The 11,826-nt window shown below is 69.8% G+C and carries 12 protein-coding genes; 5 read left to right on the plus strand and 7 right to left on the minus strand.

Annotated features, from left to right (window positions below):
• Positions 1-37 precede the first annotated feature (37 nt).
• From ACZ67T_RS18845 to ACZ67T_RS18865, 5 genes are all read right to left on the minus strand, one after another.
• The gene (locus ACZ67T_RS18845; protein ID WP_469985526.1) at positions 38-913 is read right to left on the minus strand and encodes a carbohydrate ABC transporter permease; all 876 of its coding nucleotides are present in this window, start codon (positions 911-913) and stop codon (positions 38-40) included.
• A gap of 32 nt (positions 914-945) precedes the next feature.
• Positions 946-1,890, minus strand: a complete 945-nt coding sequence (locus ACZ67T_RS18850; protein WP_469985290.1) for a carbohydrate ABC transporter permease — start codon at positions 1,888-1,890, stop codon at positions 946-948.
• A gap of 30 nt (positions 1,891-1,920) precedes the next feature.
• The gene (locus ACZ67T_RS18855; RefSeq protein WP_469985292.1) at positions 1,921-3,333 is read right to left on the minus strand and encodes an extracellular solute-binding protein; all 1,413 of its coding nucleotides are present in this window, start codon (positions 3,331-3,333) and stop codon (positions 1,921-1,923) included.
• Positions 3,334-3,483: 150 nt separating this feature from the next.
• Positions 3,484-4,506, minus strand: a complete 1,023-nt coding sequence (locus ACZ67T_RS18860) for a LacI family DNA-binding transcriptional regulator (protein WP_469985294.1) — start codon at positions 4,504-4,506, stop codon at positions 3,484-3,486.
• Between the two features lie 138 nt (positions 4,507-4,644).
• On the minus strand, positions 4,645-5,553 hold the full coding sequence (locus tag ACZ67T_RS18865; RefSeq protein ID WP_469985296.1) for a TIGR03619 family F420-dependent LLM class oxidoreductase: 909 nt from the start codon (positions 5,551-5,553) through the stop codon (positions 4,645-4,647).
• A gap of 406 nt (positions 5,554-5,959) precedes the next feature.
• On the opposite strand from ACZ67T_RS18865, the gene ACZ67T_RS18870 reads away from it, so the two are divergent.
• The 3 genes from ACZ67T_RS18870 (at position 5,960) to ACZ67T_RS18880 (ending at position 7,662) form a co-directional block, all read left to right on the plus strand.
• Positions 5,960-6,142, plus strand: a complete 183-nt coding sequence (locus ACZ67T_RS18870) for a hypothetical protein (RefSeq protein ID WP_469985298.1) — start codon at positions 5,960-5,962, stop codon at positions 6,140-6,142.
• 158 nt (positions 6,143-6,300) lie between these two features.
• Positions 6,301-6,705: a nitroreductase/quinone reductase family protein gene (locus ACZ67T_RS18875; protein ID WP_469985299.1), complete on the plus strand. Its 405-nt coding sequence runs from the start codon at positions 6,301-6,303 to the stop codon at positions 6,703-6,705.
• A 234-nt stretch (positions 6,706-6,939) separates the two neighbouring features.
• Positions 6,940-7,662: a PP2C family protein-serine/threonine phosphatase gene (locus ACZ67T_RS18880; RefSeq protein WP_469985301.1), complete on the plus strand. Its 723-nt coding sequence runs from the start codon at positions 6,940-6,942 to the stop codon at positions 7,660-7,662.
• 86 nt (positions 7,663-7,748) lie between these two features.
• Here ACZ67T_RS18880 and ACZ67T_RS18885 read toward each other — a convergent pair whose 3' ends face one another.
• Positions 7,749-8,324, minus strand: a complete 576-nt coding sequence (locus ACZ67T_RS18885) for a DUF4232 domain-containing protein (protein ID WP_469985303.1) — start codon at positions 8,322-8,324, stop codon at positions 7,749-7,751.
• Positions 8,325-8,550: 226 nt separating this feature from the next.
• On the opposite strand from ACZ67T_RS18885, the gene ACZ67T_RS18890 reads away from it, so the two are divergent.
• Both ACZ67T_RS18890 and ACZ67T_RS18895 read left to right on the plus strand, forming a co-directional pair.
• Positions 8,551-9,225 carry a TetR/AcrR family transcriptional regulator gene (locus ACZ67T_RS18890; RefSeq protein ID WP_469985305.1) on the plus strand — a complete coding sequence of 225 codons (675 nt, stop codon included), beginning with the start codon at positions 8,551-8,553 and terminating at the stop codon, positions 9,223-9,225.
• 171 nt (positions 9,226-9,396) lie between these two features.
• A complete protein-coding gene (locus tag ACZ67T_RS18895; RefSeq protein ID WP_469985306.1) occupies positions 9,397-11,004 on the plus strand; it encodes an MDR family MFS transporter in 1,608 nt (535 codons plus the stop codon).
• Between the two features lie 146 nt (positions 11,005-11,150).
• On the opposite strand, the gene ACZ67T_RS18900 is transcribed toward ACZ67T_RS18895, so the two are convergent.
• The gene (locus tag ACZ67T_RS18900) at positions 11,151-11,615 is read right to left on the minus strand and encodes a pyridoxamine 5'-phosphate oxidase family protein (protein ID WP_469985307.1); all 465 of its coding nucleotides are present in this window, start codon (positions 11,613-11,615) and stop codon (positions 11,151-11,153) included.
• Between the last annotated feature and the right edge of the window lie 211 nt (positions 11,616-11,826).

Here is an 11,826-nt window from a genome sequence, read left to right on the forward strand (position 1 = left end):
CGTCACGGAGGCGGCGTACGGGGAGGGGCGGCGGGCGTCAGCCCTTGAGGCCGCCCGCGGTGAGACCGCTCATGATGTTGCGCTGGAACAGCAGGAAGAGGATCAGGGTCGGCAGCGAGGCGATGGTGAGGGCGGCGATCAGCCAGTTCTCGGGAACGCCGCTGGCCAGCGAGTAGATGCCGACGTTCAGGGTCTGCTTGCCGGGGTCGGGCAGCGTCAGCATCGGCCAGAGGAAGTCCTTCCACACGCCGACGACCGCGAAGATGGAGACGACGCCCAGGATGGGCCGCGAGATGGGCAGCACCACGGACCGCAGCGTCCGCAGCGCGGACGCCCCGTCGATGGACGCCGCGTCCAGCAGCTCCTGCGGGATCGAGTCGAAGAACCGCTTGAGCAGGAAGATGTTGAAGGCGTTGGTGACGGACGGCAGCCAGATCACCCAGGGGCTGTTGAGCAGATTGCGCTCGAAGACCGGCACGTCGAGGACGGTCAGGTACTGCGGCACGACCAGGACCGTCGCCGGGATCATCAGCGTCGCCAGCATCATGCCGAGGATGACGTTGCCGAACAGGGGTCGCAGTCTGGACAGCGAGTAGGCCGCTGCGACGTCGAGGACGAGCTGGAAGGCGAGCGCGCCGAACGCGTAGTACAGCGTGTTGCCGAGCAGCTTCGCCAGATCCATCACCCGCCACGCGTCCCCGTAGTTGCCGGGGTGCACGCTGGTGGGTACGAGCGTCGGCGGGGACTTGACGAACTCCTGCGTGGTCTTGAGGCCGCCGCTGACCATCCAGTACATCGGCCCCAGGAAGACCAGCGTGAAGAGAACCATCACCAGGGCGAAGACGACCCAGTAGACGGCCTTGCCGCGTCGCCTGGCGAGCTGGGCCGGCGAGATCAGGGTCCGGGGGCGCATCGTGTCGGTAGCCATGTGAACTCCCGTGCCGGTCAGTCTTCTTGGGTGCGGCTGAGGCGGACGTACACCGCGGAGAACCCCGCGAGCAGGACGAGCAGGACCAGGCCGAGAGCCGCCGCGCCCCCGTAGTTGTTGAAGTTGAAGGCGTACTGGTAGATGAGGTAGACGACGGTCATGGTGGAGCCCTCGGGCCCCGCGCCGTTGGTGAGCAGGAACGGCTCGGTGAAGACCTGCATCGTGGCGATGATCTGCATGAGGAACATCAGCGAGAGGATCAGCCTCGTCTGAGGGATCGTCACATGCCAGATCTTGCGCCACAGTCCGGCGCCGTCCAGTTCCGCCGCCTCGTACAGCTCGCCGGGGATGCCCTGGAGGGCGGCGAGATAGATCAGGGTCGCGCCGCCCATGTTCATCCAGGTCGCCGCTATGACGACGGAGATCATCGCCGTACCGGTGGACTGCAGCCACTGCTGGTCGGGTATCCCGAAGATGCCGAGGACCCGGTTGAACAGGCCGTAGCCGGGGTCGTAGAAGTACTTGAAGAGCAGTACCGAGGCGACCGGCGGAAGCATGACCGGAAGGTAGACGAGCATCCTCAAGTAGCCCTGGCCGTGCCGGAACTCATTGAGCAGGACCGCCACGAGGAACGGCACCGCGAACCCCAGCACGAGCGCGAGCCCCGTGAACAGGAGGGTGTTGCGCCAGGCCTGCCAGAAAGCCGGGTCGTCGAAGACGTAGGAGAGGGACCAGCCGGCCCAGGTGGTCCTGCCGTCCTTGTTCTTCTGGAAGGCCAGGAAGACCTCCCTGACCATCGGATACCAGGAGAAGAAGGAGAAGCAGAGCACCGCGCCGATCAGGAAGCCGTGGGCGGAGAGATTGCGTCTCACCGACCGCGCCAACGAGCCGTGCCGCTGGGTGAGTTGATGCGGCGCGCGGGCGGGCGCCGGCGAGCTCTTGGACAGCGTGGGGGCCGACATGGTCGCTCCTCGGGGTGCAGGTGCCGTGGGCTACTGGTTGGCCAGCACCTGGTTGACCTGCTGCTCCGCGGTGGAGAGCAGCTTGTCGATGTCGGCGTTGCGGTTGGTGAGGACGCCCGACATCACGTTGTCGAGGACCTTGTAGACCTCCTGTGCCTTCGGCGGCTCCGCCTTGCCGGGCACCGGGTTGTCCAGGAACGGCTTGAAGTTCTCGACGGGCATCGTCGCGTTCTCCGTGCGGGACGCGAGGTCCTTCGCCTTGGTGTCACCGGTGAAGAAGTTCGGCTGCGGCAGGCCCACGGGCAGCTTGTCGGCCTTGGTGCGGTCCCACTGGAACTGGCCCTTGCCCGGGGTGAGGTTCTTGAAGTTCAGCCAGGCGACGGCCGCCTTGATCTTGTCGGGTGACGAGCCCTTCTTGATCATGTAGTCGTTGCCGCCGAAGAGCGTGGCCTTGCCGCCGGGGATCGGCCCCATGCCGAAGTTCTCGTAGTCGGCGCCCAGTTGCTGGACCATGTACGTGATGTCGTCGGGCGCGGCGAGGAACATGCCCAGCTTGTCGGAGGCGATCTGCTTCTGGAGGTCACCCCACTTCAGCAGCTGCGTCTTGCCCATGCTGTCGTCCTTCCAGCGCATGTCGTGCAGCTGCTGGGCGACCTGCTTGCCGGTGGCGTCGTTGAACGCGGCCTTCTTGCCGTCGGCGGAGACGACGTCGGCGCCGAGGCCGAACATCGCGGCGGTGAAGTGCCAGCCGCCGGTGTTCTCCGCGCTGTACTCGCCGTAGCCCGAGATGCCGTTGCCGAGGCCGGCGATCTTCTTGGCGGCGGCGCGGACCTCTTGCCAGGTCGTCGGCGGCTTGTCCGGGTCGAGCCCGGCCCGCTCGAAGAGCTTGCGGTTGATCAGCAGGCCCATCGTGTAGTTGCTGGTGGGCAGCCCGTAGAGCTTGCCGTCCTTCTTCAGGACGCCGAGGACGTTCGGGTCGATGGAGTTCAGGGCCGGCACGGTCCTGGGTGTCACGTAGGCGGAGATGTCCTCGGCCCCGTTGTTGTCGAGCACCTGCTGGAGATCGGTGAAGTACGTGTAGAAGACGTCCGGCTGGGACTTCGCTTTGAGCTGGGCGGTGAAGCGGGCGGGCTCCTCGCACTGGCCCGGCGTCGACTTCCCGCTGATCGTGACGTTCGGGTACTTCTTGTTGAACTCCTTGACGTCCTCTTTCCACTCCCTGAGCTCGGCCGCCTTCGCCGCCGGCGGCATGCAGTCGATGGTGAGCGTGACTTTGGTCTTCGGATCCAGGGGAGCCGATATGCCGGCCTTCGAGCCGCCGCCCGAACCGCTGTTGTCGTCGCTGCTGCTGGTGCCGCAGGCGGCGAGGGAGGTCAGGGTGAGCACGGCGGCGACCGCGGTCGCGGAGGTGCGGCGGGTGGGGCGGAACCAGGAGCTTCTCATCGGTGGTCCCCTTCGGGCATGAGCATGGAGGGCCCACGGCTGACGACAACCGCGGGGAGGCCTACGGCTGTCGAGCAGCCGGGGCGCGGCACACTCAACCACCGCGAACAGGTACCCGCAATATGTTGTGCAGACTCCGCAAAAAATTGACTATGCCGCGGTTACGCGGGACGGAGCCTGTGCCGTGGAGCCGCGCACCACCAGTTCGGGCTCGAACAGCAGCTCACCGGGCGTCACCGAGCCGCCCTGGATCTGGGTGACGAGCAGCTCGACGGCGGCCCGGCCCATCGCTTCGATCGGCTGGCGCATGGTGGTGAGGGGCGGCTCCGTGCAATTCATGAACGCCGAGTCGTCGTACCCGACCACCGAGATGTCGTCCGGCACACGCAGACCCTCGCGCCGCGCGGCTCGCACCGCGCCGAGCGCCAGCGGGTCGCTCGCGCAGATGATGCCCGTGATGCCGCGTCGCATGAGCCGCGCCGCCGCCGCCTGGCCGCCCTCCAGCGAGAACATGGCCCGCTCGACCGCGTCCTCGGGCAGTGTCCCGCCGGCTGCCCGCGCCACGCGCCGCGCGGCCGCGAGCTTGCGCATCGACGGCACATGGTCGTCCGGGCCGAGCACGAGCCCGATGCGTTCGTGCCCCAGTAGGGACAGATGCCGCCAGGCCTGCTCGACCGCGACGGCGTCGTCACACGCGACACAGGGGAAACCGAGGTCCTCGATCGCCGCGTTCACGAGGACGACGGGGACTTTGCGCTCCGAGAGCAGCCGGTAGTGCTCGTGCCGTGCGTCCGCCTGGGCGAACTGGCCGCCCGCGAACACCACGCCGGACACCTGCTGCTGGAGCAGCAGTTCCACGTAGTCCGCCTCGGAGACGCCGCCGTTGGTCTGGGTGCACAGGACGGGGGTGAGGCCCTGCTGGGCGAGCGCGCCGCCGATCACGTCCGCGAAGGCGGGGAAGATCGGGTTCTGCAGCTCCGGCAGGACGAGCCCGACCAGGCGGGCTCGCTCGCCGCGCAGTTGGGTCGGCCGCTCGTAGCCCAGGACGTCCAGGGCGGTGAGCACGGCCTGCCGGGTGGCCTCCGAGACGCCGGGCTTGTTGTTGAGCACCCGGCTGACCGTCGCCTCGCTGACGCCGACCTTCTGTGCCACCTGAGCAAGTCTCCGTGTCATGGCACGCAAGATTAGCGCAAGAATTGCAATCTGCTTGCGTAAGTTCGGTGAACGGTTGCCCAGGGCGCGGTGAGCAGGTTCTGAGAGGTGCTGACGGGTGCCCTGGGCATGGAACGTCTCCGTTCGGGGGTGGTGGCGTCAGCGCACGTCGCCCGTGGCCGGGTCGACGACCTTCTCCACGAGGGCCTCAAGGACCCGGCGGTCCTCGTCGGCCGTGGCGCGCGCGGCGGGGCCGCCCGGGTAGGTGTCGAACAGCACGTGCGTGGCGCCGAGTCCGGCCAGCGCGTGCAGGTCGCCGCGGACCTGGTCGAGACTGCCGTGGCCGAGCGGACGGTCCGCGGTGTCGGGCCGCGCCCCGAGCATGATCTGCAGCCGCGGCACGAGCGCCGGCACGGGCCGCCCGGCCTTCTCGGCCTCGGCGGCCACGACCGGCAGCTTCGCGCGCAGGCCCTCGAGCGTCGGCATGAAGGGGTGCCACCCCTCGCCGAGCCGGGCGGCCCTGCGCAGCGCGGCGGGCGAGTCGCCGCCGACCCAGACCGGCAGCTGCGCGGAAGCGGGGGCGGGGGTCGTACGGATGCCTTCGTACGAGACGTACTGCCCCTCGAAGGTGCACGGGTCCTGTGCCCAGGCGGCGCGGATCGCGGCCAGGTACTCGTCGGTGATGGCGCCGCGCTCCTCGAACGGGACGCCCAGCGCGCGGTACTCGGCGGCCGACCAGCCGACGCCCGCGCCGAGGATGAACCCGGCGTCGTTGAGCTGGTCGATGTTGGCCGCGAGCCGCGCCGTCTGGAGCGGGTGCCGGTACGGGATGACGGTGATGGTCGTGCCGAGCTGCAGCCCCGGGACCCGGCCCGCGAGATGCGCGGCCAGGACGAACTGGTCGTAGAACGGGGCGGGATACACCTCGTGCACGTCGGGGGTGACGGCTATGTGGTCGGAGATCATCGCGAACGTGAAGCCCAGCGCGCGGGCGTCCGTCGCCTGGCGCTCGAGGGTTCGCGGGGTGGTGCCGGAGCCGAAATTGAGAAGGTTCACGCCGAATCGCATGATCAGCAGTCTTGATGATCACGGACGGGGTTGTCGAACCGGGGTGGGTGACCGGGGCGGTCGCATCGGAGGTCGTGACCGGACCCGACCCCCGGTACGCCGCAGGGTCGGCGGGCCCAGACGGGTACGGGGGCACAGGTGTCGGCGCAGGCGCAGCAACCCGGCATCAACAGGCCCGCGCCGCCCTCGTAGTTGCCGCCACCCGCGAAGTACACCTCCGGCGTCCAGGCCCAACGGCCGTTGCCCGCCTGGGTGCCGGCCCATCAGTTTTTCTCCGCGGCGCCGTCCCGGTACGTCTCGCCCTTCATCTCGGTGACGAACCAGTTGGCGGCGCCGCACGCTCGCCATCGGCTCCCTGGCGCTCGGTCTCGTCAAGGCCGAGGCATGGGGCTGGAGTTCGGGCCGCGTGCTCGGCTCGCTGGCCGCCGCGGTGATCCTCACGGCGGCGATCTGGCTGCGCTCGGCCCGGCACCCGGTCCCCATCGTCGAACTGCCGCTCCTGCGCATCCCGGCCTTCGCGTTCGCGACGCTCGCCGCACTCCTGCTCACCGTGGCGTTCGCCGCGATGCTGCTCACCGCCGTCCTGTAGTTCCGGCAGGTGTGGGCCGCGGTCGTCGGGGCGCTCGCGGTGACGGCGGCCCTCGCGCTGCCCCGCCGCCGCGGTCCCGGGGGAGGCGCCTGCCCGACCGGTCCCGCCGGGTCGCCTAGAGTGCTGCGGGCAGTCACAGTGCCGGCGGAGGGACGCGCATGTCGCGGTATCGCGAGTTCAAGTTCAGGGCAGTGACGTGGTTCCAGCGGCGCATCGGCAACCCGCTCCTCTCCCGGCTCCCCGGCCAGATCCTGCTGGAGACCACCGGCCGCACGTCCGGGCTGCCGCGACGCACACCGGTCGGGGGCCGCCTGGTCGGCCGCGAGTTCTGGTGGGTGTCCGAGTACGGCGACAAGTCGCAGTACGTGCGCAACATCCAGGCCGACCCGAAGATCCGCGTACGGATCAAGGGACGCTGGCACACGGGTACGGCACACCTTCTGCCGGACGACGACGCCCGCGCGCGACTGAAGCGCCTGCCCCGGTACAACAGTGCCGCCGTGCGCGCCCTCGGCACGAACCTGCTGACGCTGCGGGCCGACCTCACGGACCTCGCCGACTGAGGAACGCCGTCCGCGGGCGGGTGTGCCGGCGCGGCGTGGGCGTGGCGGGGTCGGAGGCCTACGACCCGGACACGTGAACGAGTGTGTGCGAGCACGAAGTTGACGACTTCGGCACGGCGAAATCCGGTTGGTCGGATTCGGTGACAATCGGTTACCGGGCGCGCTCGGCTGGCTACACTTGCGCGGCGCGTCACGTCGGGCAGTACGTCCGGCCGCACCCCGGAAGGCCCCTGCATGACTGCCCGTTCCCAGCCGGTCTCTCCTCTGCCCGAGCGGGTCGGCACGTTGCGCGTCAGCGCCCGGCACCTGGCGAACGCCACCGTCGCGCCGGTGGAGAGAAGCCCCGCGGGGGCGGGCGGCGACGTGTACGGAGCCGTCGAATCCCCTTATGGCACACGCCTGTTGATGGGGGATGTCATGGGCAAGGGCCGCGCGCTCGCCCGTACCGCCGACAGCGTCTTACGTGCCTGGCGCGATCTTGCCCTCTGCGAGGCGCGGTTGGAAGGAATCGCCGTACGGCTGCACTCGCTGGTCGCGCGCTCGGACGAACCCGACCGCTTCGTCACGGCGACCCTGCTCAGCGTCGAACCCGACGGATCCGCCCAACTGGTCTGCTGCGGACACCCGCCGCCCGTCCTGCTGCGCGACGGCGCCGCCGTCCACGCGGCGGTCCCCGCGCCCGCGCCACCGCTCGGCCTGCTCGACCTGCACTCCGGCTGGTGCGCCGCCCAACCGGTGCCCGCCACCGCCTGGGAGTGCATGCTGCTCTACACGGACGGGGTGAGCGAGGCCAGGGACGCGCGCGGGGCGTTCTACCCGCTGGCGGAGCGAGCCGCGGCCCTGGTGAGCCCGGTCCTCGAGGACTTCACCGACGCCCTCGCCGCCGACCTGCTTTGCCATGCGGAGGACCGGCTCCGGGACGACGCCTCACTCCTCGCGGTCCGGGTCGCGGCCTAGGGTCTTTCGTTCGGATCAGGCTGGATCAGGGAGCGGGGGCATGGGGTCCGTCTGTTGGCCGCGGGCGAGTGTTCGAGGGGGCGGGATCAGACCTTCAGGACCCCTGCGCCGACGGACTCGGCCAGGACTTCGTCCGCCAGGTCCCGAGTCGGCTGCCACAGCGTCGTCACCGGCGACCAGACGCGCAGCCCGCTCGGCTCGTCGAGCGCGGCGGCGGTGAACCTCTGTCCCTGGTGTGCCGGATTCGCCGCCACCACGATGTAGCCGACCGACCGTACATCGCTGTCGCCGCTCGCGGACACGGAGCGCACGGAGGCGTGGGCGGTCTTCCCCGGGTCGAGCTTGTACGTGGCGCTCCCGGAGAGCGGGAACGGGACGGCTGCCCCGTCCAGATTGCCGTAATTGACCAGCGGTACGTGGCCCACGATGCAGGCGTGTGATGAGTGGTTCTTGACGCTCAGGCGCAGGACGTGGTCCTCGCCCGATGCGGCCGCCCGCAGCGTCAGCGCGTTCTCCCCGCACTGCTTGAGGGCGGCGGCCGGTGCGGCGGCGGGGTGAGCGGGGCGGGGGTCGGCCGACGCGGCGGAGGCTCCGGTGGCTGACACGCCGGTCGCGGACACGAGCAGCGCGGAGGCAGCGGCAAGAACGGTGCGAGTGGGCATCAGTCTGGTCTCCCGGCGAACAGTGGCTTTTCACATTTCACCCGAAATAACGCTTATGGATCCTATCTCGGATGAATAGCTCTGCCCATGGCAGTGTCCGGCGTCGGTCCGGCGTCGGTCCGCGTCGGTGCCTGCGTCGCCGGCGTGTCCACGAGTGCCGTGGGGTTCAGGGGCCCTGGGTGCAGTGCGCGCAAAGATTGCAGTGTGTGCAAGAATCTTTGGCGTGATGACATCAGGCACCGCGACGTCGGCGGTCCGCGAGCAGGCGCCGGCCGAGGGGCTGCGCGCCCGGCGACGGCGCCAGACCCGGGCCGAACTGCACGCCGCCACGGTCCGCCTGGCCCGTGAACACGGCCTCGAACACGTCACGGTCGAGATGATCAGCAAGGAGGCAGGCGTCTCCCCGCGGACCTTCTTCAACTACTTCCGCACCAAAGAGACCGCGCTCTTCGCCTGGCCCGGTGGCCTGACGGAGACCGAGGCGGAGCAGTTCGTCTCCGCGCCCGGCCGCGGCCCGGACGCCGTGCTGCGGGACCTGGGCGAGGTGTTCGCCACGCACGCGGACGAGATGGCGCCCGACGCCGGAGCGTTCGAGGACATCTTCGCCATCGTCGAGAAGGTGCCCTCGGCACTCGGTGCGTTCCTCGCCGAGTGCGACGCGCTCGAACGGGATCTTGCCGACGTCATCGCCCGCCGCACCACGGACGCCCCCGACGGGCAGACGGTCGCACTTCTCGCGGGGATCGCCATGACCGCCGTACGCAACGGCCTCATGCGATGGGCCCGCGACAAGCAGCACCCCGACGGTCCCGCGGCCTCGGTGCGCGACTCGTTCACCGCCCTGCGCGGACTCCTCTCCCCGGCGGACTCCCCCCACGCCACCACCGAACGGGAGGCCTGAGGCGCGGCTCCCGAAGCGCGACCCGGCTGCCGCCCCCACGGCACCGGTGCGCGCTCCCCGCGCAAGGCCTCACACGACTCCCCACCCGAGCCCCGAAGACTCCCCAGCCTCCCCGGGCGGCGACCGCTCGCGCGCCGCGCACCCCACCCCTTCACGTACGGAGACCTGAGCATGACCCACGCCCCCGCACCGGCGGGCACCGATCCCGCCCCTGAGGACGGCATAGCCAAGCCGCACAACTTCGGGCTGATCTTCGGCGCGCTGATGCTGACGATGCTGCTCGGCGCGCTCGACCAGACCATCGTCAGCACCGCCCTGCCGACCATCGTCGGCGAGCTCAACGGCATCGAGCACATGGCGTGGATCACCACCGCGTACATCCTCGCCGCCACCATCGGCATGCCGGTCTACGGCAAGCTCGGCGACCTCATGGGCCGCAAGAACATCTTCCTCGCGGGCATCGCGCTCTTCCTGATCGGCTCCGTGGTCTGCGGGCTCGCCCAGAACATGGGGACACTCGTCGCGGGCCGCGCCCTCCAGGGCCTGGGCGGCGGCGGCCTCATGATCACCTCGCAGGCGATCATCGCCGACCTCGTACCGCCCCGGGAGCGCGCCAAGTACATGGCTCCCATGGGCGCCGTCTTCGGTCTCTCCTCGGTCGTCGGCCCCCTGCTCGGCGGCTGGTTCACCGACGAGCACTCGTGGCGCTGGGCGTTCTGGGTCAACCTGCCGCTCGGCATCCTCGCCCTCTTCGTCGCGGCCGTCGCGATCAAGCTGCCCCGCAAGGCCGTCAAGGTCACCCTCGACTACCTCGGCACCGCCCTGATGGCCGCCGCCGTCACCTGCACCGTGCTGTTCGCCAGCTGGGGCGGCACGCAGTACGAGTGGTCCGACCCGCTGGTCATCGGGCTCGGCGTCGGCGCGGTCGTCGCCTGGGTGCTGTTCTTCGTCGCGGAGAAGCGGGCCGCCGAGCCCGTCATCCCGCTGCACCTCTTCCGCAGCCCGATCTTCAACGTCGCCACGCTGCTCGGCATGATCGTCATCGGCCTCGGCATGTTCGCGATCGTCGGCTACATGCCCACGTATCTGCAGATGGTCTACGGCAAGACGGCCACCGAGTCGGGGCTGCTGCTCATCCCGATGGTCGTCGGCATCATGGCCACGGCGCTGCCGTCCGGCGCGATCATGAGCAAGACCGGCCGCTACAAGGTCTATCCGATCGTCGGCACGGTCATCATCATGCTCGTCGCGTTCCTGATGTCCCGCCTCGACGTGAGCGACCCGGTCTGGCTGGTCTGCCTCTACGTCGGACTCGCGGGCGCCGGTGTCGGCCTGATGATGCAGACCCTCGTACTCGCCGTGCAGAACGACTTCCCGGGCGCGGAGGTCGGCACCGCCACCTCCGCGAACAACTTCTTCCGCGAGATCGGCGCGACCCTGGGCACCGCCGTCGTCGGTGCGGTCTTCGCCAGCCGCCTCACCGACCAGCTCGCCACGCGCCTGCCCGCGGACGCCGCCTCGAAGGTCGGCGACAGCGACTCACTGACGCCGGCGCTCGTACGGGCCCTGCCGGCCGACCTGCGCGCCACGGTCGTCTCCTCGTACCAGGAGGCACTCGTGCCGATCTTCCTGTACCTGGTGCCCGTCTTCGCGGTCGGTCTCGTCCTCGCCTTCGTGCTGAAGGAGAAGCCGCTCGCCGACAACGAGGACTGGCACGCCGAGAACGAGACGGCGAGGCCGGGCGGCGAGGAGAAGGAGCTGGAGCCTGCCGCCGGCTGAGCCGGTCGGTCGGCCGGCTTCGCCGGCTGCGTGTGTGGCGCTGGGCGCGCCCGTCGGAGGGATTCCGGCGGGCGCGTTCTGTGTTTTTCGGGCTCGGGGCTCGGGGGGTGACGGTGGGTGTCAACTCGTGGGGCGGCGCCGGTGGTTCAGCCCTCGATCCACTCGCCCTCCCGCATCAGCTCCCTGCCCGCCAGCTCGTTGGCCTCCCGCCAGGCCTGGACCCGCTGCGGAGTGACCCGGAAATAGAGGTACTCCGAGGTCAGCCCGCGCGGGTCGAACCCTGTCCTCTCCGCGAACGCGTCACCGACGTCGTCCGGGAGCTCCGTGGCCGTCAGCGTCTGTACCGTGCCCTCGATCATGACTACGTCACGCGTCGGGCCGATGCCGAGCCGGGCCCGCCCCGTGGACCGCAGATTGCGTCCCGTGGGACTGGCCGCCGGGGTGGCGAGCAGCAGCGTCGAACCGTCCCACAGGAACGACAGCGGTACGAGATATGGCGTCGCGCCTTCCGCGTCCGACGTGTCCGCCGTGGCCACCCATACGTCCTCGTCGCGTTCGAGCCGGTCGAGGGTGTCCTGCTTGCGCTGCTTCGCGGTCCGGGCGGGTGGCATCGGCGTCTCCCTGTCGCATCGGGCGGATTCCCTGGTCACTGTTATGACACGGGTCGGCCCTGGAATGTGACCGTTGGGCGAGAACGCGCATCTCGTTCCGGGCGCCGTCGTCATCGCCGTCATCCGCTCAGGAATGGCGACACCCGGTGTCCTGATTTCGGGTCATGCTCGAACGGAAGGCGGGCCACGACGGCCTGTCCGGCAGCAGCGA

This window comes from Streptomyces sp. NPDC107517, from assembly GCF_055582645.1.

Bases quoted from the DNA above. Each gene is read 5' to 3' on its own strand.
- ACZ67T_RS18875 (WP_469985299.1), top strand. From the start codon at position 6,301: ATGTCGCGGTATCGCGAGTTCAAGTTCAGGGCAGTGACGTGGTTCCAG.
- ACZ67T_RS18860 (WP_469985294.1), bottom strand. From the start codon at position 4,506: ATGACACGGAGACTTGCTCAGGTGGCACAGAAGGTCGGCGTCAGCGAG.
- ACZ67T_RS18895 (WP_469985306.1), top strand. From the start codon at position 9,397: ATGACCCACGCCCCCGCACCGGCGGGCACCGATCCCGCCCCTGAGGAC.
- ACZ67T_RS18900 (WP_469985307.1), bottom strand. From the start codon at position 11,615: ATGCCACCCGCCCGGACCGCGAAGCAGCGCAAGCAGGACACCCTCGAC.
- ACZ67T_RS18855 (WP_469985292.1), bottom strand. From the start codon at position 3,333: ATGAGAAGCTCCTGGTTCCGCCCCACCCGCCGCACCTCCGCGACCGCG.
- ACZ67T_RS18845 (WP_469985526.1), bottom strand. From the start codon at position 913: ATGCGCCCCCGGACCCTGATCTCGCCGGCCCAGCTCGCCAGGCGACGC.
- ACZ67T_RS18865 (WP_469985296.1), bottom strand. From the start codon at position 5,553: ATGCGATTCGGCGTGAACCTTCTCAATTTCGGCTCCGGCACCACCCCG.
- ACZ67T_RS18890 (WP_469985305.1), top strand. From the start codon at position 8,551: ATGACATCAGGCACCGCGACGTCGGCGGTCCGCGAGCAGGCGCCGGCC.
- ACZ67T_RS18850 (WP_469985290.1), bottom strand. From the start codon at position 1,890: ATGTCGGCCCCCACGCTGTCCAAGAGCTCGCCGGCGCCCGCCCGCGCG.
- ACZ67T_RS18885 (WP_469985303.1), bottom strand. From the start codon at position 8,324: ATGCCCACTCGCACCGTTCTTGCCGCTGCCTCCGCGCTGCTCGTGTCC.
- ACZ67T_RS18880 (WP_469985301.1), top strand. From the start codon at position 6,940: ATGACTGCCCGTTCCCAGCCGGTCTCTCCTCTGCCCGAGCGGGTCGGC.